The sequence below is a fragment of the Lacrimispora amygdalina genome (genome assembly GCF_900205965.1).
Lineage (GTDB): Bacteria > Bacillota > Clostridia > Lachnospirales > Lachnospiraceae > Lacrimispora > Lacrimispora amygdalina_A.
Map to the genome: position 1 here is coordinate 74,615 of NZ_OAOF01000011.1, position 20,322 is coordinate 94,936.

The window sequence follows — 20,322 nt, forward strand, 5'->3', positions numbered from 1 at the left end:
CAGGCAGAAAGAGGTAGAGTATGTCAATTAAAATTGCATTAGCAGGTAATCCCAACTGCGGAAAGACGACGTTATTTAATGCACTGACGGGATCAAATCAGTTTGTGGGGAACTGGCCAGGCGTTACCGTTGAGAAAAAAGAAGGAAAACTCAAAGGTCATAAAGATGTGATTATTATGGATCTTCCGGGTATTTATTCTCTCTCTCCTTACACACTGGAAGAAGTGGTGGCGAGAAATTATTTAATCGGAGAGCGGCCTGATGCGATTTTGAATATCGTGGACGGTACCAATATAGAACGAAATTTATACTTATCCACCCAGCTTATGGAGCTTGGAATTCCGGTGATCATGGCAGTCAACATGATGGACATCGTGGAAAAGAACGGGGATAAGATTCATATTAGTAAATTAAGTGAAAAGCTTGGCTGTGAAGTTGTGGAGATCTCCGCACTGAAAGGCACCGGAATTATGAAGGCCGCTGAAAAAGCCGTAGCGCTGGCAAGTCAGAGCAATATCAAGACTCCTGTACATAAATTCGCAGCTGAGGTAGAATCAGTACTGGATTCTATTGAAGAAAAGCTGGGAAATGACATTCCTGAGGAACAGAAGCGTTTCTTTGCAATTAAGCTGTTGGAAAAGGATGAGAAAATCCAGACTCAGATGAAGCGTGTTCCAAATGTGGAGGAAGAGATCACCCGGATTGAACGGGAGCTTGACGACGATACAGAGAGCATCATTACAAATGAACGCTATGTTTATATTTCTTCAATCATTGGTCAGTGCTATACAAAAGGTAAAAGGAACAATATGACTATCTCGGATAAAATTGACCGGGTGGTAACTAACCGGTTCCTGGCTCTGCCAATCTTTGCAGCTGTGATGTTTCTTGTTTACTATGTTTCTGTTACAACTGTTGGTACATGGGCAACAGACTGGACCAACGACAATCTCTTTGGTGACGGCTTCAGCTTTTTCGGCATTGATGTTCCCGGTATACCGGTAGTTATAGAAGGTGTCTTAACGGCAGTTGGCTGCGCAGACTGGCTTCAGGGTCTGATTATTAACGGAATTGTAGCTGGTGTAGGAGCCGTATTAGGCTTTGTGCCCCAGATGCTGGTACTCTTTATCTTCCTTGCTTTCCTGGAAAGCTGCGGCTATATGGCCCGTGTAGCATTTATTATGGACCGTATCTTCCGTAAATTTGGTCTTTCCGGTAAATCTTTTATTCCAATGCTGATCGGCAGCGGATGCGGCGTGCCTGGAATCATGGCTTCCCGTACCATTGAAAATGACCGTGATCGTAAGATGACAATCATGACAACAACTTTTATTCCCTGCGGTGCCAAGCTTCCTATTATCGCACTGATCGCAGGAGCACTTTTCGGCGGAGCAGCCTGGGTTGCACCAAGCGCATATTTTGTGGGAATTGCAGCTATTATCTGTTCCGGTATCATATTAAAGAAAACCAGAATGTTTTCCGGGGATCCGGCACCTTTTGTTATGGAACTTCCGGCTTATCATATGCCGACAGCAGGTAATGTATTAAGAAGTATGTGGGAACGGGGCTGGTCCTTTATTAAGAAAGCTGGAACCATCATTTTGTTATCCACCATCGCTGTATGGTTCACCTCCTATTTCGGCTGGGTAGACGGTCAGTTTAAAATGCTGGAAGCGATGGAGCTTGACCACAGCATTCTGGCAAAGCTGGGAAGTGCAATCAGCTGGCTCTTTATTCCTCTTGGCTGGGGTGACTGGAAGTCTGCAGTGGCAGCGATCACCGGACTGGTAGCAAAAGAAAATGTAGTTGGAACTCTGGGTATTCTCTATGGCTTTGCAGAAGTTGCAGAGGACGGTACTGAGATCTGGGGGACTCTCGCCGGAAGTATGACAGCAGTTGCTGCCTATTCCTTCCTGGTATTCAATCTTCTCTGCGCTCCATGCTTTGCAGCGATGGGTGCGATTAAACGGGAGATGAACAGCGCCAGATGGTTCTGGTTTGCTGTGGGATACCAGACACTTCTGGCATATGTGGTAGCGCTTTGCGTATACCAGGTAGGAACCTTAATCACAACCGGATCCTTTGGATTCTTTACAGCAGTGGCATTTGCATTGATTGCAGCTTTCTTTTATCTGCTTGTCAGACCTGAAAAAGAAGCAGGAAGAGCAAGCGCAACATTTACAAGTGCTGCCGGTACCCCAATAAACCGGTAATCATAAACGAGCCTGCATAGACAATGCAGGCTCAATATATAGGAGGTATGATATGGGAACATTAGCAGTAGCAGCAGTTGTCATCGGAGTGGTGGCATTGATCATAAGAAGCATGATTCGGGATAAGAAAAACGGAAAATCCATTCAGTGCGGCGGGCAGTGCAAAGACTGCGGAGGACATTGCCATTAACAGATGGATCTTTAATATTCCTGCAATCTTATACTTATTAATGGAGGTGGCAAAATGGAAATGCACACAAATATTACGGAAAAGAGAAGAGCTCCTGATTCCAGAAGTTATCAAAGAAACAAGATGCAGAAGGAGCTTATTATTGAAAGACTGAAGGGAAAAGGATGCAGAATTACAAAGCAGCGCCTGACACTTTTGGATATCATTCTGGAGCATGAGTGCTCCAGCTGTAAGGAAATCTATTACAAAGCGACAAGAGTTGACGAGAGTATCGGTGCAGCTACCGTTTATCGTATGGTGAATATCTTAGAGGAAATCGGAGCTATCAGCAGAAAAAACATGTATAAGATCGCTTATTCCGACAGCTGCTCCATGGAGGATGCCTGTACGGTTGTTCTGGATGATGAGACCACCTATCACCTTTCTGCAAAAAACTGGAATTCTGTTGTCCGGGCTGGATTATCAGCCTGCGGATATCTGGACAATCAGAAAATCTCTTCCATTTCTATAAAACCTTGTGAATGTGAAAATGCCGGTTGCTACTAATTTGAAGTTAGTATGAACTAACCAATAAAGCGGGTATAAAAGAGCATGAAAAATGAATCAGTATTTGAGTTATACAATAATAGAATTGATTATCATGAAATCATTGAATGCATCGTCAGTGCGTTAGACGCCAAAGATCCTTATACTGCGGGGCATTCTCAAAGGGTCAGCGATATGGCGCTGGCCCTTTCCGGGTTTTTAAGACTTGAGAGAGAAGAAACAGAACGAATTCACATTGCGGCTCATCTTCATGATATCGGCAAGATCGGAGTTCCTGACGCAGTATTAAACAAGCCCGGCAGGCTTTCTCCTGATGAATGGACAGCTATAAAAAAGCACCCTCAGACCGGGGCCCAGATTCTAAGCAAGTCCCGTCATCTAAATGAATTAAAAGACATTGTTCTTCATCACCATGAACGGTATGACGGAAAGGGTTATCCCTACGGACTGAAGGGGGAGGAGATTCCTCTTGGTGCAAGAATTATTTCAGTCTGTGATTCAATCGATGCCATGACTTCTGACCGTGGGTATCGGGAGGCGTATTCTTTGAAGTATTGCTATGAGGAAATAAAGCGTAATCTGGGCATTATGTACGACCCTGAAATAGGCACCCTGGCATTGGAACATTGGAAGGAATTAACGGAATATATAAGAATCTGATAAAACCGCCGGACAAATCATTGTGAAATTTGATGCTTGTTATTCTGGTAAAATCGTGCTAACCTAGGAAGAAGTGGAATATTTATCCATAATAATCAGCAAAGGATTTGAATGAATGATCAGGAAACAGAGTCATGCAGGTACCATAGGAATTATAGCATTTCTGACAGCTGTTTTTATGCTGACAGGAACTATAGCTGCACTGGCAGATGATGCTTCTAAGTTTGTGCCCGGAACGAAAATTAACGGAGTTTTGGTGGGTGGAATGACTGTAGAGGAGGCGAAGGTACAGATAGAAGGTTTTTATGGAAGAGAGTATCAGCTTACCATAATGGAAAAGGGAGGTGTTTCTGAATTCATTAAGGGATCGGATATCCAGTATCGGGTAGAGATTACGGATGGACTTCAGAATATACTGGTCCAGCAGAATAAAGACGGACGGATCGCCGGTCCGGATATTGACAACAGCAGTACACTTAAAAGTACGGTTACTTTTCAGGAGGATAAACTGAAGGAACGGCTGGATTCTCTTGCCTGTGTAAGCAGCAAGGATATTGTAGTGACAAAGGATGCAACAGTTTCACAGTGGCAGGAGGGACAGCCTTTCACTATCATTCCGGAGATCCGGGGGAACAGCGTGAACAGAAAGAAACTGGAGGATGCAGTACGTGCGGCATTGGTAAAGGAGACCCGGCAGATCAGTCTGGAGGAAACGGGGTGTTACGATACTGTAACCGTAACGTCCCAGGATCCTGATCTGGCAGCCAGATGTGCAGCCCTGAATCAGATCAGAGAGATGAAAGTTACCTATCTGTTTGGGAATCAGTCTGAAGTGCTGTCTGGAGACCGGCTTTGTACCTGGATAGAAGGCGTGGACCAGGCTGGAATTCATATAAGCCCGTCAAAGGCGGCAGAATACATTCAGTATCTGGCCCAAAAGTATGATACAGCAGGAAAAGCCCGTCCGTTTAAAGCTGCTGACGGCAGGGAACTGGCTGTTTCCGGGGCATATGGCTGGCGGATCAATCAGGAAGCAGAGATCCAGGCTCTTACTGCCATTGTACAAAGCGGAAAGAGTCAGGAGAGAACTCCCCAGTACAGCTTAGCCGCAGCTGACCGAAATGTAGACTGGGGGAATACCTATGTGGAAGCGGATATGGCAGCCCAGCATGTTTATATGTATCAGAATGGAACTGTGGTATGGGATTCGCCCTGCGTAACGGGCAATGTAGCAAAGAAGCTCACCACTCCGGAAGGTATTTATACCCTTACTTATAAGCAGACAGACCGTATACTGCGGGGGGAGAAGAAGCCGGATGGAACCTATGAATATGAAAGTCATGTGGATTACTGGATGCCATTTAACGGAGGGATCGGTTTTCATGATGCCAGCTGGAGAAGCAAATTTGGAGGAACCATTTACCAGACCCGCGGCAGTCATGGCTGCATCAACCTTCCGCCTCAGAAGGCAAAGGCTCTTTACCAGCTGATTTACAACGGAATACCGGTTATTTGCCATTATTAATAAAAAGCTGTCTTATTGCCAATTTTAAATAGGCGGATAAGACGGCTTTTTTCATGCATTTATTATTCTGGGGAACAAAATACAATAATCTTTTCAGGTGTAATTTCAGCAGGCGTGTTGACAGATGCAGACGCGTACAAAAAAAAGAGATAGTGTCCTCCCGGATTGTAAAGATAATACTGTCCGTTTGTCATAAGAATCTCAGTGCTTCCGTCTGCAGGAATGTTCAGCCTGATTGTCTGCTCTGAATTTAATAAGTCATCATCAAAGTAATCCAGCGCGGCCATATTGCCGTCTCTGTTTGGTGCCAGAACAACGGCCTGATATTGGGGCGGATAGATTAAGGGGACGGGAACACTGGTGTCGTATACTCCGATTACCGGTTCACCAGGACGGAAGGTATGCTGTTCCAGTACAAAGGTCTGAAGGCTTACGACAAAATCAATCTGTCCCTGGCTTTGGGTGGTGACAGATAAAAGCACGGAGCAGCTTTGACCGGTAACTGAGGTTTGAAAGGGGGTGACGGAATTGACAACTCCGTATACAGATAAATAATTAGCCATGGTTTGGTTCTTTCCAACTGTTCTTATCCATATCATATGAAGGGCGGGAAGTCAATATGAATTTTGTGGATATATGAGGTGGAATCGTAATAAAAAAGTCAAGAAATATACCATAAATGTTTAGACATATTTCGAGGTTTTACGATATAATAATACATGAATAAAAAGGCTAGTTAAGAGGTAGGAAATAAATGGATAAGCAAAAACCCCACAGCAGGAAGAAAAAGTCATTGGGAATCGGGGGGCTGGCCGTAATAGTAGGCGGGTCCGTTGCCGTAGTCGCATTAATTGCTGCGCTTACATATTTACAGATCGGCAGACAGTATAAAGAGGTGTTTTTCCCCAACACCATTATCAATGGTATGGATGTATCCAAAAAGTCCATTGATGAGGTTAAGAAGATGGTATCGGCCGGAATTGACGGATATCAGCTGAGAATTAAGGAGCGGGGTGACAATACCGAGATTATAAAAGGCAGCGAGATCGGTATGGAGGCGGTATTTGACGGAAGTGTGGAAAAGCTTTTGGAAGAGCAGAAACCACTTCAATGGGGGAAGCATATCAGGAATTTTCAAACTTTTGATATCGGGACTCTGGTTGAATATAATCAGGATCAGTTTGATAAGGCTGTATCGAAGCTGTCCTGTTTTCTGGAAGATAATATAAGGGAACCCAAAAACGCGGGAATTTCCCAGTACGAATCAGGGAAAGGATATCATATTGAAGCAGCAGATGAGGGGAATCGCCCGGACCCGGAGAAGGTCCGGACTCTGATATCATCTGCCATCATGGAATTAAAGCCTGAAGTTTCCCTGGAGGAAGGCGATGCATATGTAAAACCTCAGGTTACGTCAGACGATCCGGATCTGGTCAGTCAGGTACAGGCCTTAAACCGATTTGTCAATGTTAAAGTTACATATAAGTTCGGAGATAAAAAAGAGATATTAAATGGAGATACCATATCCAAATGGGTTGGAATCGGAGAAGACGGCAAGGCGTATGTAGGCAGTTCTGAGGTAACGGCATATGTAAAGGACCTGGCTTCCAGATACGATACTGTCTCAAGAGCCAAGGTCCTTAACACATCCTATGGAAAGACTGTAAAGATAACCGGAGGAAGCTATGGCTGGAAGATCGACCAGAGTGCGGAAGCAGATGCACTGGCAGAGATTATTCGTTCAGGAGAAAGCCAGGAGCGGGTGCCGGTATTCAAACAGAAAGCTGCCAGCTTCGGGGAGAATGATTATGGGAATACCTACGTGGAAGTAAATTTGACGGCCCAGCATTTATATTTCTATAAAGATGGGAAACTGGTCGTTGACACTGATTTTGTATCAGGAAATGAATCAAAGGGCTGGTCAACACCAGCCGGCGTTTATTCCCTTACATATAAGCAGAAGGATGCGACTTTAAAAGGAGAGGATTACAGAACTCCGGTGGCTTACTGGATGCCCTTTAACGGCAATATCGGGTTTCACGATGCAACATGGAGAAAGCAGTTTGGAGGAAGCATTTTCAAGACCAGTGGTTCTCATGGCTGCGTAAACCTTCCGCCGGCAATGGCAAAGACTCTTTTTGAGAATATTCCGGCTAAAGTCCCGGTACTCTGTTATCATTTACCTGGAACAGAATCAAAGACAACTTCCAGTGGAACAGTTAAGAACCAAAACCCAGATACTACACCGACAACAGGAACCACGACGACGGCAGCACCCACGACCACAGCGTCTACGACGGCAGCACCGACCACAGCAGCACCGACCACAGCAGCACCGACGACGGCAGCGCCGACCACAGCAGCACCGACGACTGCAGCACCGACGACAGAAGCCACAACTCCAGCTCCCAAGGATGGACCTGGGGGAGATAATCCGCAGGAGGAGGCTGGCCCAGGAGTTTCCCAGTCCACAGGTAAGAAAAAGAAAGGTCCGGGTATGAAATAAGGAGATTAATAAATGCTTAATAAAGAAAACTTTGTACCTATTCAGTTTTTTAAAAAAGAGGCTTACACCGGAAGTATGAACGGAATGCGGTACCGGATCAAGAAGGAAGACGAAGGTCTTGAAGCTGCCGTATATCCACAGCCATACTGTTACGAAGCAACTCCTGATGAAAAAAAGATCAAAGCAGTTTTTCCCTTTTCAGAGGAAGGAAGGGAGCAGGCGATTAATTGGATTAATGAGCAGTTTATAGAGAAACAGGATCTTTGGGCTGCAGCGGGCCGAAAATAAAAAACCGCGGATTAAGTTTACAAAGAAGCTGTCTTGTCACCTGACAATTGGTTGACAAGGCAGCTTCTTTGTGTTAAATTCAGGAATAGAAAAGGAAGGAGATGGCAGCTTTGGATAAAATTATGCCTCATATCAGGCTCTCAGGTGATAAAGCAGCTCCCTATGCTCTGCTTCCGGGAGATCCGGCCCGATTAGACCGGATTGCGGTGCATCTTACAGATGTGGAGGAGCTTGCTTACAACAGGGAATACCGAAGTATAAAAGGTTTTTATCATGGAGTGCCTGTGATGGCGGTTTCTACCGGAATAGGTGGTGCATCCGCTGCAATTGCTGTGGAGGAGCTTTCCAGAATCGGAGTTGGTGCAATGATACGGATTGGCAGCTGCGGAGCCCTTAAAAAAGGAATTGGTCTGGGAGATTTAATCCTGGTAAACGGTGCTGTAAGAGATGATGGGGCGTCGTCTTCCTACGTGGATACCAAGTACCCTGCAATTCCGGATACGGCTCTTCTAATTGCCTGCATGGAGAGCGCAAAAGTACTGGGTGCAAAAACTCATGTAGGCATTGCCAGGAGTCATGACAGTTTCTATATTGATCAGGAAGAGGAAATCTGCGCTTACTGGGCTTCAAAAGGCGTGATTGGATCTGACATGGAAACGGCAGCAGTATTTGTAACGGGGGGCCTGCGTGGCGTTAAGACAGCTTCCATACTGAATACGGTGGTAGAATATCAGGAGGAACTGGCAGAACAGATAAACAGCTATAATAGCGGTGAATCTGCCATGATGAGAGGGGAACAAATGGAGATATTAACTGCGCTGGAGGCATTTGTCCGAATGGATCAATTAAAAAATGAATGGAGAATATGAGATGAAGCATTTGTTTAAAACCAGGCTGCATGCAGCTGCTTTTGTACTAATACCGGCATGTATCGGAATCAACTATTTAGGAAAACTTTTTGCCTCTGTTTTAAAACTCCCCCTTTGGCTGGATTCCATCGGTACCTGTATCGGAGGGGTACTTGGAGGTCCCATAATCGGAGCTGTCTGCGGAGCGGCTAACAATTTGATTTTCGGCTTTACTACCGGTGACTCCATCACTCTGGTCTATGCTCTTACCAGTCTGGGAATTGGAGCAGCAGTGGGAATCATGGCAAGACTTGGACATATGGAAAAGCTTTTGGGAGCGATTCTGACAGCAGTAGCTGCAGGACTTACGGCAGTTATTATCTCCACTCCTTTAAATGTTATATTCTGGGGCGGTGCAACCGGCAATGTTTGGGGAGATCTTGTGTTTGCCTGGTCACAGTCGGCTGGTCTGCCTGTATTTTTCGGTTCATTTCTGGATGAACTGGTTGTGGATGTGCCGGACAAACTGATTACAGTCCTCATTGTTTTTGCCATAGTGAAAGGACTGCCTAAAAAACTCACCTCTCTTTACGATGTGAATGATGAGGTAGAAAGTCTGGATTAAGAAAGGGTTGATTTTTATGAAAAGCATCAGTCTCTACATAGATAAAGACAGTTTTTTAACCAGACTTCACCCATTTGCTAAACTGGTTTATATACTGGCAGCAATCAGCGTGCCTCTGATTGGAGGCGCGCTGTGGATGTACGGGCTGTTTCTGGTGTTCAGTCTGGGCCTTTTGATCAGCGGAGGAATCCTTAAAAAGGTTTTTCCGCTGATTGCATTTTCATTTACCATTCTTATTACAATTTTTCTCATCCACGGTTTGTTTAATAAGGAAAATATAACATTTCTGTTTCGGATCGGAGGTCTGACCTTTTACCGGGAAGGTCTTCTTTATGCATGCAGGATCGGTCTGAATATTTTAAATATGCTGCTTGCTTTTGCATCCTTTGTTCTCACAACCAGACCGGCGGATCTGGTTGATGATCTGGAACAGGCAGGTTTTTCACCCAGATTCGGATATATGATCACCTCTGTCTTTCAGATTATCCCTCAGATGATGGGAACCATGAACACTATTTTAGATGCACAAAGAAGCCGGGGAATGGAAACCGAGGGAAGTTTATTTACCAGGGCCAGGGCATTTATACCTCTGATCGCCCCAGTAGTCAGCAGTTCTCTCATTAATACCAGGGAACGGGCTATTGCTCTTGAGGTAAGGGGATTTGGTTCAAAGAATAAAAAAACATTTTTAAAAGAGCACCGGCTTTCCGGAGGTGACAAAATGTTTATGTTCCTCATGGCTCTGTTAATTGCGGCTTCGGCTGTTTGGAGGATCCTACATGTCATTTATTGAAGTGAAAGGTTTAAAATATAAGTATCCACACACCAGTAAACTGGTTCTTAACGGAATTAATTTTGAAGCGGATAAGGGACAGTTTATAGGAATCATAGGGGAAAATCAGGCAGGGAAAAGCACTTTGTGTCAGGCATTTGCCGGGCTGGTTCCTACCATGTTCCGGGGAGCATATGGAGGAAAGGTACTCATTGGCGGAGTGGAAGCATCAAAGGTACCAATTGCAGTTCTTTGTCAGAAAGTGGGCCTTGTGTTTCAGAATCCATTTAATCAGCTTTCCGGTGCAAAGGATACGGTTTTTGAGGAAATTGCCTTTGGTCTTCAGAATCTGGGGATTCCAAGGGAAGAGATCGGCAAAAGAGTGGAAAAAGCATTAATGCTATTGGATATAAACAAATATAAGGAAAGAAATCCATTTGATTTATCCGGAGGGCAGATTCAAAGAGTGGCTATTGCCAGTATTCTTGCCATGGAACCTGAGGTTCTGGTTCTGGACGAGCCTACATCCCAGCTGGATCCTCAGGGCAGTGAGTCAGTGTTTCAAGTGATTGAAAAGCTGGCAAAGACTGGAATCACTATCATTATGGTGGAACAGAAGATGGAAAAGCTGGCTGCCTATTGTGATAAGATCTTACTGCTTCATCAGGGAACACAGGTGGCTTATGATGTTCCGGAGCGTATTTTCTCCAGAGACGATTTGAAAAAGCTGGGAGTAAAGCCTCCCATATACACCCAGGTTTCCAAACTACTCTTAGTGAACAGGAAAGAAGGGGAGGAGTTTATCTACCCGGTAACTCTGAAACAGATAGAAAAGCAAAAGGATCAATTTCCGTCGATACGGTCAGCAGGAGTAAGGGAAAGAAACAGTGAGAAACAGGATAAGGGTGTATTCTCTATCAGAGATCTGTCTTATTATTATGTACCTGGTGTTCTGGTAATTGATAAACTCACACTTAATCTGGATATGAGACCGACTGCAGTGATTGGGCAGAACGGCGCTGGAAAAACCACTCTGGTTAAGCTGCTGAAGGGGCTGCTAAAACCAAAGGCAGGGACTGTGCTGCTTGAAGGGGAGGATATTTCCGGGCGGACCGTGGCTCAGCTTGCAAAAAAGATAGGATATGTATTTCAAAATCCTGATGACCAGATATTTAAAAATCAGGTTCTGGAAGAGGTGATGGTAGGGCCCTTAAATATCGGTATGACAAGAAAAGAGGGGGAAGCGCGTGCCAGAGAGGCTCTTGAGATGGTAGGTCTTCTCCATGCGGCAAAAGAAAATCCCTATGATCTGGATTTGTCCGAACGAAAGATGGTGGCCATCGCCTCCGTAGTGGCAATGGATCCGAAGGTGCTTATATTAGATGAGCCCACCATAGCGCAGGATGTCAGAGGGCGGGAGGTGCTGGGACAATTAATCCGTACTATGGAAGAAAAAGGGAAATTTGTACTGGCAATTCTTCATGACATGGATTTCGCTGCCCGGTATTTCAGACGCTTTATTGTTATGACGGGGGGGAAGGTGATTGCAGACGGACCGGGAGATCAGGTTTTTTATGAGAAAGACACTCTTATAAAAGCCAGGCTGGAGCCGCCTCACATTACAAGACTTTGTGAACTTCTTGGCTATGAAGGTGCATTTTTGACAACAGAGGACATCAGAAAATAAGGCAGGTGTAATGAGACGTGGATGGCAGCAGAAGAAGAGAGAAAATAATGGAATTGTTAACGGAGGAAGGTAAACCAGTATCAGGCGGGGACTTAGCCCAGAGACTTGGCGTAAGCAGACAGGTGGTTGTTCAGGACATTGCACTTTTGCGTGCGGAAAATAAAAAGATCATGTCAACCAATAAAGGCTACATCCTTCACCAGGAAAAAGAAGAGATGAAACACTCCTGTATAAGGGTTTTTCAGACCAGTCATAAGACGGAGGATACTCTAGATGAACTGTATACCATCGTTGATTATGGCGGAAGGATCAGAAATGTGTTGATAGAGCATCAGTTATATGGACAGATAGAGGTGGATTTAATTATCAATAATCGTCTGGATGCGGCGGAATTTATGCAGCGTATGAAAGATTCCAAAGACCAGCCTTTAAATGTGCTGACAGGAGGCTGCCATTATCATACTGTAGAAGCAGACTCAGAGAAAAATCTGGATTTTATTGAGGAAGAACTAAAAAACAAAGGCTATCTGATATAGGATAAGACGTTTTCCCCCTTTTCGAATCGTTTGAAGTATGATATGATATTGTATTATTGAAGTGACTGATATGGAGGAAGAAAGATGGAAGATAACAAAGAAGAAGTAATTTCTAAAAACTTTATTGAACAGGAGATAGACAAGGATCTTTCAGAAGGCGTTTATAACCATGTGCAGACCAGATTTCCGCCTGAGCCAAATGGTTATCTGCATATTGGACATGCCAAATCCATCCTGTTAAACTATGGCCTGGCAAAAAAGTATGGCGGAAAATTCAACCTCCGTTTTGATGATACAAACCCCACAAAAGAAAAGACAGAATTTGTGGAATCCATTATTGAGGATGTTAAATGGCTGGGTGCAGAATTTGATGACAGGCTTTACTTTGCTTCCAACTACTTCCAGGAGATGTATGATTGTGCGGTTCTTTTAATAAAGAAAGGTAAGGCGTTTGTCTGCGATTTAACTGCCGAAGAGATCCGGGAATACAGAGGGGATTTTAAAACTCCAGGTAAGGAGAGCCCATACAGAAACCGGAGCGTGGAAGAGAATTTAAGGCTGTTTGAAGAGATGAAAGACGGAAAATACAAAGACGGTGAGAAAGTATTAAGAGCCAGAATTGATATGTCATCTCCCAACATCAATATGCGTGACCCGGTTATCTACCGCGTGGCCCGTATGACACATCATAATACCGGAGATAAATGGTGTATCTACCCGATGTATGATTTTGCTCATCCAATCGAGGATGCCATTGAGCATATTACACATTCCATCTGTACCCTGGAATTTGAGGATCACAGACCGTTGTATGACTGGGTGGTAAAGGAATGTGAATTTGAAAATCCGCCCCGTCAGATTGAATTTGCCAAGCTTTATTTAACCAATGTAGTGACTGGAAAGCGTTACATTAAAAAGCTTGTAGAGGATAAGATTGTTGACGGCTGGGAAGACCCCAGACTGGTATCCATCGCAGCGTTAAGAAGAAGAGGGTATACCCCGGAATCCCTGCGTATGTTTGTTGATTTAGTAGGCGTTTCCAAGGCTAACAGCTCTGTGGATTATGCAATGCTTGAATACTGCATCAGGGAAGACTTAAAGCTGAAACGGCCCAGAATGATGGCTGTATTAGATCCCATTAAACTGGTAATTGATAATTATCCGGAAGATACCGTGGAGTACTTAGATGTTGCCAACAACATGGAGAATCCGGAGCTGGGCGGAAGAAAGGTTCCCTTTGGAAAAGAACTTTATATTGAACGGGAAGATTTTATGGAAGAGCCGGTTAAGAAGTATTTCCGTTTATTCCCGGGCAATGAAGTACGTCTCATGAACGCTTATTTTGTGACCTGTACAGGCTGTGAAAAGGACGAGAACGGCAATGTTACCGTTGTTCACTGCACCTATGATCCTGAGACCAAGAGCGGCTCTGGATTTGAGGGAAGAAAGGTGAAAGGAACCATTCACTGGGTAGCTGCTTCAACAGCCGCAGAAGCGGAGTGCCGCCTGTATGAGAACATTGTGGACGAAGAAAAAGGGAAGTTAAACGAAGATGGAAGCTTAAATTTAAATCCCAATTCCCTGACTGTTTTAAAACGCTGTTATGTAGAGCCCAGCTTTGAAGGAGCCAGGGCATATGACAGCTTCCAGTTTGTTAGAAATGGATACTTCTGCGTTGACTGCAAGGACAGTACGCCGGGGCATCTGGTATTCAACCGGATCGTATCCTTAAAGAGTTCCTTTAAAATTGCAAAATAGTACAGCTCAACAAAAATGCCGCATGACCGAAAAAAGAGGGACGTGCGGCATTTTCTATCCGGTAAAGGAGGAATGTTACTTTCATGGAACTGATGATACCTTTAAAGAATCAGCCGGGTCTGCCTTATTACAGTCAGATTTACACTTATATTAAGAATGAAATTGTAAAAGGAAATCTAAGACCGGCTGACCGCCTCCCCTCCACCAGACAGCTGGCGGAGCATTTAAAAGTCAGCAGGAGTACCACTCAGATGGCCTATGAGCAGCTTTTATCAGAAGGATACATTGAGTCGGTTCCCTGCCGGGGGTATTTTGTACTGCAGATAGACGGACTCATTCATACTGGTCAGGAGAACAAAAGCCAGTTTTCTTTTTTTACTGAATCAGAAGAGAAAACGCGCAGAAAGAAGGACTGGAGCGTGGATTTCTCCCCAAGAGGAATTGACCTTTGCAATTTTCCTTTTAACGCATGGAGGAAGATATCTAAGAATACGCTGATCGATGACAACAGAGAGATGTTTGCAGCTGGAGATCCCCAGGGGGAATACTTATTCCGGGAGGCAATACGCTCCTATCTTCATTCAGCCAGAGGAGTCAATTGTGTGCCGGAACAGATCATTGTGGGAGCGGGAAGCGAATATCTGCTGATGCTGCTATCCCAGATTCTGGGGCGGGACAGGATCATTGCCATGGAAAACCCCACTTACAGACAGGCATACCGGGTGTTTGACAGTCTGCAGTATAAGGTGGTTCCGGTGGATATGGACCAGTCCGGAATGGATGTCCGGGTGCTGGAAAAAAGCGGAGCGGATATTGCCTATATTATGCCTTCCCATCAGTATCCCACAGGTATTATTATGCCTGTAAAAAGAAGGCAGGAACTGCTTGCCTGGGCGTATGAGAGGGAAGACAGGTATCTGATTGAAGATGATTACGACAGTGAGTTCCGGTATAAAGGTAAGCCAATTCCAGCCCTGCAGGGTATGGATGACAGGGACCGGGTTATCTACTGCGGAACCTTCTCCAAATCCATCGCTCCTGCCATCCGTGTCAGTTATGTGGTGTTACCCAGACCGCTTTGCCGGATTTATCAGAAACGGATCAGTTTCTATGCTTCCACTGTTTCCAGAATTGACCAGAATATTCTTTATCAGTTTATGTCTGAAGGACATTATGAACGCCATCTAAACCGGATGAGAGCAGTTTACAAAGCCAAGCATGATCTGCTTACTGCAGGTTTAAAGTCCTTTGAAGATCAGTTTACAATTGAAGGAGAACACGCAGGACTTCATCTGCTGCTAACCGACAGGAAGGGAAGAAGTGAGGAAGAACTGGTGGCAAAAGCAGAAGCGAAAAACGTTAAGGTATATGGTCTGTCGGGGTATTTTATTCATAAGGAGCATAATAAATACCCGCCTACCGTAATAATTGGATTCGCTAATCTGACGGAGACACAGATACAGACAGGAATCGCTCTTTTAAAAGAAGCCTGGTCAGTTGACGGCAGTAAGGAGGTGATTTTGTGAAAGAAAATTACAGGATCGGAGTAACCATTGCCCTGGTGTTCGTTCTTATGGTTCTCTTAAGCATTGCGGGAACCATAAGAAACAGTAAGGAAGCAAAGAGTAAGGAGACGAAGCTTTCGCAGGCTGAAGCCCTGGACGCACCCGCACAGAAACGGGCAGTTGTGGAAACAGCGGCTGTGTCAGTTCCTCTGACAGAGGCTGACCGGGAGTTTTTAGAAGGGCTTGCCGGGCGGTTTAAAGAGGGGGATCTGGAAGGTGCAGCAAGACTGGTGGAGGCCAATGGAGAATCCTTTCATGAATTTCCCTGTATGTATTCGGAAGGGGTAATGAAACGTGAGATAACAGATGGAACAGGGCTTGTTTTCTTAAAGCCGGCAGTTGTATTTTATGGGGATTTTAAAAATGGAGTACCAGAGGGAAAAGTTAGCGCGATATCGGTGCTTCAGCTAGAGGAAGGGAAACGATATGACTATTCTTATGGAAACTGGAAGAACGCAACGATGAACGGCAGCGGAGAATGCGGTTACCGCTATTATGATGGTGTAAAAGAGGATATTACTGTGAAGACCTCAAAAAGCGGAATGTTTCAGGATGATATCATGCAGGGAGACGTCACGTATTCCAGTACCAACAGGCAGGGAGAGACGGCTGTCTGGCAGTTTTCGGTTGATAATGGGGTGATCGTAATAAATGGCCGGTGGATCAAAGAAACTGATGAAAATGGTAAGGTGAGTTACAAACTTCTGGCTAACGGCGAAAAGGACCACGCCTATACACTGAGCGAACTTGCCATAGGTGAGGCGAGATGGAAAAACTTAATCCTGTTTACCGGTAAAAAACGAGGAGGCATTGAGCAGTGAATCAGGAGATAATCGATCGTCTGGCAGTCATTACCGATGAGGAACGGGAAATTATAAACGGCCGGACGGAAATTGACCGGAAACGTTATACTGAGGGAAGGGAACTGGTGATTGACAGTAAAAAAATGCTGGAACATGGGAAGATGATACGTATCAGACCTCATACCAGGTTTGTACATTTTCCAAGACATAAGCACAATTATATAGAAGTAATTTATATGTGTCAGGGAGAAACCACACACCGCATTGACGGGGAAGAGGTGGTTTTAAAGACAGGGGAGCTATTGTTTTTAAACCAGCATGCAGCACAGGAAATCCTTCCGGCTGGTGAGAGAGATATTGCAGTTAACTTTATCATTCTTCCTGAGTTTTTTGATACGGCATTTCAGATGATGGGGGAGGAGAAAAACCTTTTAAGAGATTTTCTGGTGGGCAGTTTGTGCTTTGATCCACGATATGCAAGTTACCTGCATTTTCAGGTGGCAGATGTTCTTCCTGTGCAGAACTTAGTGGAAAATATGGTCTGGACTCTGCTTAATGACCAGCCTAATAAAAGAAGTATCAATCAGGTTACCATGGGGCTTTTGTTTCTCCAGCTGATGCATTTTACGGACAAGATCAGTCATACCACAGAAAGCTTTGACCAGAAACTGACGTTCCAGGTTTTAAAGTTTATTGATGAAAACTATAAGGATGGGGAACTGACGGAACTTGCGGTCAGATTAAACTACAACATATACTGGCTGAGCAGGGCGGTAAAACGTCTGACGGGACGGACTTTTAAGGAACTGATTCAGATTAAACGGCTCAATCAGGCATCATTTCTTCTGCTTAATACAAGACTTTCCATTACGGATATATCAATTGCGGTAGGTTATGATAATACAAGCTATTTTCATCGTATTTTTCGCAATTACTATGGCATGTCTCCAAAAGAATACAGGGATAAGAATCTGACGGTGTCATTTTCAGATGGAAAGAGATAGGAATTTTGGATTCTTTTCCGTTTCAATTTTAAAACTTTTATCAGAGCATTAAAAGTGAAGAAAAGAAAATAAAGTTTATGAATTAAAAAGTTATATTTCTGTAATAATAAAATCATTTTCTGCATATACTTGGTTATATATGGTAATAAAAAAAACATTTGTAAAGGAGAGGACCAATATGCCAAGAGGAGTCAGAAAAACAGCACTGGAAAAACTTCAGGAAGAGTTAAAGGAAGTGCAGGAATCCATTCAGCAATATAAGGATAGTCTCGTTACATTAGATGAAAAGGAAAAAGAAATACAGGATAAAATAAAGCTGGAACAGTTTAAGGAAGTATCCACAATACTGGACGAGCATGAGATGTCTATTATGGATTTAAAAGAATTACTTATTGCTTCCAAAACTGATTAAGGATTGTATCAATAGTTGGCAGGGAAATGCCAATGAATCCAGTTATTCAGTTTATTGCTCGTTGTCTTTATTTATGTAAAATGGTGTCAAAATAATTATCAAGCGTCATGGTATACTGAAATTCAGTATTTCCGTGGCGTTTTGCATTGTTGTTGATTATTAAGATTTATCTTTATCTGGGCATATGTGAACATTACCACAAAAGTGGCAGCAAACCATCAGAGAACACCGGGAAAAGTAATTGCACATTGAAATGGGATATGTTACCATAATGACATGGAACAATCGTGTCACTGCAAGGGCGTTGACCTTCTATCTTTACATAGATAGGAGGTGGTGCGGATGAAGTATGACTTTAAAGACCTTATGGCCTTTGGTACATTCATTTTAGCATTGCTTACCTTTATTTTTTATAATTGTAAGTAGGATTTTCTGTAAAGTCCTGGAAACAGGCATAGAAAACCACCCTTGTAAACTTGGCCGTTGAAAGGGTGGATTTTCTATCTTTTTCATGGTCAACCCCTTGTAGAGGGGCGGTTGTTCCTTTTGTAATTCTAATATAGCATATCTGCAATTTAGAATCAAGAGGTCTGTTGCTATTTTCCTGTTCTCTTCATTCTCGAGTTTCAGCTATTGCCCGATACGTACAGTACAATTTTATGATTCATACTGGTGTTACAATGCCTATAATGCAAATAAGGACGCAGTTTTAATTAAACGGCGACCTTATTTTTTATTTAAATATCCGATATGATAAAGGAAGAAACACCCTGCGGGTATCCCTTTATGCCCAGAGAGCGTGGGCAATAATAATGAAACACCCTGCGGGTATCCCTTTATGCCCAGAGAGCGTGGGCGAGAATAATGAAACACCCTGCGGGTATCCCTTTATGCCCAAAGGGCGTGGGCGAGAACAAGGAAAGGAGTGTGGTGTGATGGAAAACTATTATCTTGCGGTAGACATTGGCGCCTCCAGCGGCCGTCATATAATTGGAACGGTAAAGGAAGGCAGGATTGTTCTGGAGGAGATTTATCGTTTTGAAAATGGCATGAAGCAGGAAAAGGGACATTTATCCTGGGATGCAGAATCCTTGTTTGCGGAAATAAAAGAAGGACTGAAGCAGTGCACAAAACTGGGGAAGATACCGGTCAGTATGGGAATTGATACCTGGGCAGTGGATTTTGTTCTTCTTGATGAGAAAGACCGCATACTTGGAAGGGCAGCAGGATACCGGGATGACAGAACATCAGGAATGGATGAAGCAGTATATAAAATTATTTCCCAGAATGATTTATATAAACGAACCGGAATCCAGAAACAGATTTTTAATACAATTTATCAGCTTATGGCAGTTAAGGAGAAGGAACCGGAGCTGATGGAGAGAGCCAAAACTTTTCTAATGATTCCCGACTATTTTAACTTTCTTTTAACAGGAGTAAAAAAACAGGAATATACCAATGCTACCACCACCCAGCTGGTCAGCCCTGTGACAGAGAACTGGGATTATGAACTGATCCGTATGCTTTCCTATCCGGAAAAGCTGTTTGTTCCTCTGTCCATGCCTGGAACCAGAGTTGGGCAGTTTACAGATGAAATTGCAAAAGAGGTAGGATTTTCCTGCACGGTTGTGTTACCGGCTACTCATGATACCGGTTCTGCAGTTATGGCTGTTCCTAAAGTTCCGGAAAAGGAAGATTCTCAGGAGGATATTCTCTATATCAGTTCAGGTACATGGTCTTTGATGGGAACCGAACTTCTGGCTGCGGACTGTTCGAAAGAAAGCATGAAGGCCAATTTTACCAACGAAGGCGGATACGATTACCGTTACCGGTATTTAAAGAATATCATGGGGCTTTGGATGATTCAGTCGGTGAAGAAAGAACTTGCCGGGAGGGGTGAAACCTATTCCTTTGGAGAGTTGTGTGAACTGGCATCAAAGGAGACGATTCCCTCTCTGGTTGACTGCAATGACAGCAGTTTTCTGGCACCGGAAAGTATGATAGATGCAGTTGCAGATTTTTGCAGAAGCAAAGACATGCCTGTTCCTGAAAGTGCCGGAGAGATTGCTGCTGTGATTTATAACAGTCTTGCAGTATGCTATAAAGAAACGGCAGCAGAACTGGAATCCATTACAGGAAAAACATACACAAACCTTCACGTAGTCGGCGGTGGTTCCAATGCAGCCTACTTAAATGAATTGACTGCAAAACAAACGGGTAAGACTGTTTTTGCCGGACCGGGAGAAGCAACAGCAATCGGGAATCTGCTGGCACAGATGATTGCTTATGGGGAATTTAAGGATTTAAAAGAAGCAAGAGAATCCGTTTACCAGTCATTTGCTGTGAAAGAATATAAACCAGAGTGACCGGCTTTGTAAAGGAGA

At 43.9% G+C, this 20,322-nt stretch carries 19 protein-coding genes; 18 read left to right on the plus strand and 1 reads right to left on the minus strand.

Annotated elements, in window-relative coordinates:
- Positions 1-20: 20 nt before the first annotated feature.
- The 5 genes from feoB (at position 21) to CRO04_RS15230 (ending at position 5,134) form a co-directional block, all read left to right on the plus strand.
- The gene (gene feoB / locus CRO04_RS15210) at positions 21-2,213 is read left to right on the plus strand and encodes a ferrous iron transport protein B (protein ID WP_097005114.1); all 2,193 of its coding nucleotides are present in this window, start codon (positions 21-23) and stop codon (positions 2,211-2,213) included.
- A 52-nt stretch (positions 2,214-2,265) separates the two neighbouring features.
- On the plus strand, positions 2,266-2,403 hold the full coding sequence (locus tag CRO04_RS15215; RefSeq protein WP_097005115.1) for a FeoB-associated Cys-rich membrane protein: 138 nt from the start codon (positions 2,266-2,268) through the stop codon (positions 2,401-2,403).
- A gap of 54 nt (positions 2,404-2,457) precedes the next feature.
- Positions 2,458-2,949 (plus strand): transcriptional repressor, encoded by a 492-nt coding sequence (locus CRO04_RS15220; protein WP_097005116.1) that lies wholly within the window; start codon positions 2,458-2,460, stop codon positions 2,947-2,949.
- Between the two features lie 45 nt (positions 2,950-2,994).
- On the plus strand, positions 2,995-3,609 hold the full coding sequence (locus CRO04_RS15225; RefSeq protein ID WP_097005117.1) for an HD-GYP domain-containing protein: 615 nt from the start codon (positions 2,995-2,997) through the stop codon (positions 3,607-3,609).
- Positions 3,610-3,724: 115 nt separating this feature from the next.
- Complete coding sequence (locus CRO04_RS15230; protein ID WP_097005118.1) at positions 3,725-5,134, plus strand: L,D-transpeptidase family protein; 1,410 nt, start codon at positions 3,725-3,727, stop codon at positions 5,132-5,134.
- Positions 5,135-5,196: 62 nt separating this feature from the next.
- On the opposite strand, the gene CRO04_RS15235 is transcribed toward CRO04_RS15230, so the two are convergent.
- A complete protein-coding gene (locus CRO04_RS15235) occupies positions 5,197-5,697 on the minus strand; it encodes a hypothetical protein (RefSeq protein ID WP_097005119.1) in 501 nt (166 codons plus the stop codon).
- Between the two features lie 191 nt (positions 5,698-5,888).
- On the opposite strand from CRO04_RS15235, the gene CRO04_RS15240 reads away from it, so the two are divergent.
- The 13 genes from CRO04_RS15240 (at position 5,889) to rhaB (ending at position 20,304) form a co-directional block, all read left to right on the plus strand.
- Entirely contained in the window at positions 5,889-7,640 is a 1,752-nt protein-coding gene (locus CRO04_RS15240; RefSeq protein WP_097005120.1) for a L,D-transpeptidase family protein, read from the plus strand.
- A 12-nt stretch (positions 7,641-7,652) separates the two neighbouring features.
- Entirely contained in the window at positions 7,653-7,928 is a 276-nt protein-coding gene (locus CRO04_RS15245; RefSeq protein WP_097005121.1) for a GNAT family acetyltransferase, read from the plus strand.
- A gap of 110 nt (positions 7,929-8,038) precedes the next feature.
- Positions 8,039-8,797: a nucleoside phosphorylase gene (locus CRO04_RS15250; protein ID WP_097005201.1), complete on the plus strand. Its 759-nt coding sequence runs from the start codon at positions 8,039-8,041 to the stop codon at positions 8,795-8,797.
- A 1-nt stretch (position 8,798) separates the two neighbouring features.
- Positions 8,799-9,401: an ECF transporter S component gene (locus CRO04_RS15255; RefSeq protein WP_097005202.1), complete on the plus strand. Its 603-nt coding sequence runs from the start codon at positions 8,799-8,801 to the stop codon at positions 9,399-9,401.
- Between the two features lie 16 nt (positions 9,402-9,417).
- On the plus strand, positions 9,418-10,194 hold the full coding sequence (locus CRO04_RS15260) for an energy-coupling factor transporter transmembrane component T family protein (RefSeq protein WP_097005122.1): 777 nt from the start codon (positions 9,418-9,420) through the stop codon (positions 10,192-10,194).
- A complete protein-coding gene (locus CRO04_RS15265; protein WP_097005123.1) occupies positions 10,181-11,860 on the plus strand; it encodes an ABC transporter ATP-binding protein in 1,680 nt (559 codons plus the stop codon). The genes CRO04_RS15260 and CRO04_RS15265 overlap by 14 nt, the downstream gene beginning before the upstream one ends.
- Before the next feature lie 17 nt (positions 11,861-11,877).
- Entirely contained in the window at positions 11,878-12,396 is a 519-nt protein-coding gene (locus CRO04_RS15270) for a transcription repressor NadR (RefSeq protein ID WP_278321373.1), read from the plus strand.
- Between the two features lie 84 nt (positions 12,397-12,480).
- Positions 12,481-14,154, plus strand: a complete 1,674-nt coding sequence (locus CRO04_RS15275; RefSeq protein WP_097005125.1) for a glutamine--tRNA ligase/YqeY domain fusion protein — start codon at positions 12,481-12,483, stop codon at positions 14,152-14,154.
- Between the two features lie 83 nt (positions 14,155-14,237).
- Positions 14,238-15,680 (plus strand): PLP-dependent aminotransferase family protein, encoded by a 1,443-nt coding sequence (locus tag CRO04_RS15280; RefSeq protein WP_097005126.1) that lies wholly within the window; start codon positions 14,238-14,240, stop codon positions 15,678-15,680.
- Entirely contained in the window at positions 15,677-16,540 is an 864-nt protein-coding gene (locus CRO04_RS15285; protein ID WP_097005127.1) for a hypothetical protein, read from the plus strand. The genes CRO04_RS15280 and CRO04_RS15285 overlap by 4 nt, the downstream gene beginning before the upstream one ends.
- On the plus strand, positions 16,537-17,526 hold the full coding sequence (locus CRO04_RS15290; protein ID WP_097005128.1) for an AraC family transcriptional regulator: 990 nt from the start codon (positions 16,537-16,539) through the stop codon (positions 17,524-17,526). Before CRO04_RS15285 ends, CRO04_RS15290 begins: the two co-directional genes overlap by 4 nt.
- 178 nt (positions 17,527-17,704) lie before the next feature.
- Positions 17,705-17,938, plus strand: a complete 234-nt coding sequence (locus CRO04_RS15295; RefSeq protein WP_097005129.1) for a hypothetical protein — start codon at positions 17,705-17,707, stop codon at positions 17,936-17,938.
- A 935-nt stretch (positions 17,939-18,873) separates the two neighbouring features.
- Entirely contained in the window at positions 18,874-20,304 is a 1,431-nt protein-coding gene (rhaB, locus tag CRO04_RS15300; RefSeq protein WP_097005130.1) for a rhamnulokinase, read from the plus strand.
- Positions 20,305-20,322 lie beyond the last annotated feature (18 nt).

Excerpts from the sequence above, each read along its gene's own strand:
- CRO04_RS15295 (WP_097005129.1), top strand. The coding sequence starts at position 17,705 with ATGCCAAGAGGAGTCAGAAAAACAGCACTGGAAAAACTTCAGGAAGAG.
- rhaB (WP_097005130.1), top strand. The coding sequence starts at position 18,874 with ATGGAAAACTATTATCTTGCGGTAGACATTGGCGCCTCCAGCGGCCGT.
- feoB (WP_097005114.1), top strand. The coding sequence starts at position 21 with ATGTCAATTAAAATTGCATTAGCAGGTAATCCCAACTGCGGAAAGACG.
- CRO04_RS15255 (WP_097005202.1), top strand. The coding sequence starts at position 8,799 with ATGAAGCATTTGTTTAAAACCAGGCTGCATGCAGCTGCTTTTGTACTA.
- CRO04_RS15245 (WP_097005121.1), top strand. The coding sequence starts at position 7,653 with ATGCTTAATAAAGAAAACTTTGTACCTATTCAGTTTTTTAAAAAAGAG.
- CRO04_RS15215 (WP_097005115.1), top strand. The coding sequence starts at position 2,266 with ATGGGAACATTAGCAGTAGCAGCAGTTGTCATCGGAGTGGTGGCATTG.
- CRO04_RS15260 (WP_097005122.1), top strand. The coding sequence starts at position 9,418 with ATGAAAAGCATCAGTCTCTACATAGATAAAGACAGTTTTTTAACCAGA.
- CRO04_RS15265 (WP_097005123.1), top strand. The coding sequence starts at position 10,181 with ATGTCATTTATTGAAGTGAAAGGTTTAAAATATAAGTATCCACACACC.
- CRO04_RS15220 (WP_097005116.1), top strand. The coding sequence starts at position 2,458 with ATGGAAATGCACACAAATATTACGGAAAAGAGAAGAGCTCCTGATTCC.
- CRO04_RS15275 (WP_097005125.1), top strand. The coding sequence starts at position 12,481 with ATGGAAGATAACAAAGAAGAAGTAATTTCTAAAAACTTTATTGAACAG.
- CRO04_RS15230 (WP_097005118.1), top strand. The coding sequence starts at position 3,725 with ATGATCAGGAAACAGAGTCATGCAGGTACCATAGGAATTATAGCATTT.
- CRO04_RS15240 (WP_097005120.1), top strand. The coding sequence starts at position 5,889 with ATGGATAAGCAAAAACCCCACAGCAGGAAGAAAAAGTCATTGGGAATC.
- CRO04_RS15280 (WP_097005126.1), top strand. The coding sequence starts at position 14,238 with ATGGAACTGATGATACCTTTAAAGAATCAGCCGGGTCTGCCTTATTAC.
- CRO04_RS15225 (WP_097005117.1), top strand. The coding sequence starts at position 2,995 with ATGAAAAATGAATCAGTATTTGAGTTATACAATAATAGAATTGATTAT.
- CRO04_RS15235 (WP_097005119.1), bottom strand. The coding sequence starts at position 5,697 with ATGGCTAATTATTTATCTGTATACGGAGTTGTCAATTCCGTCACCCCC.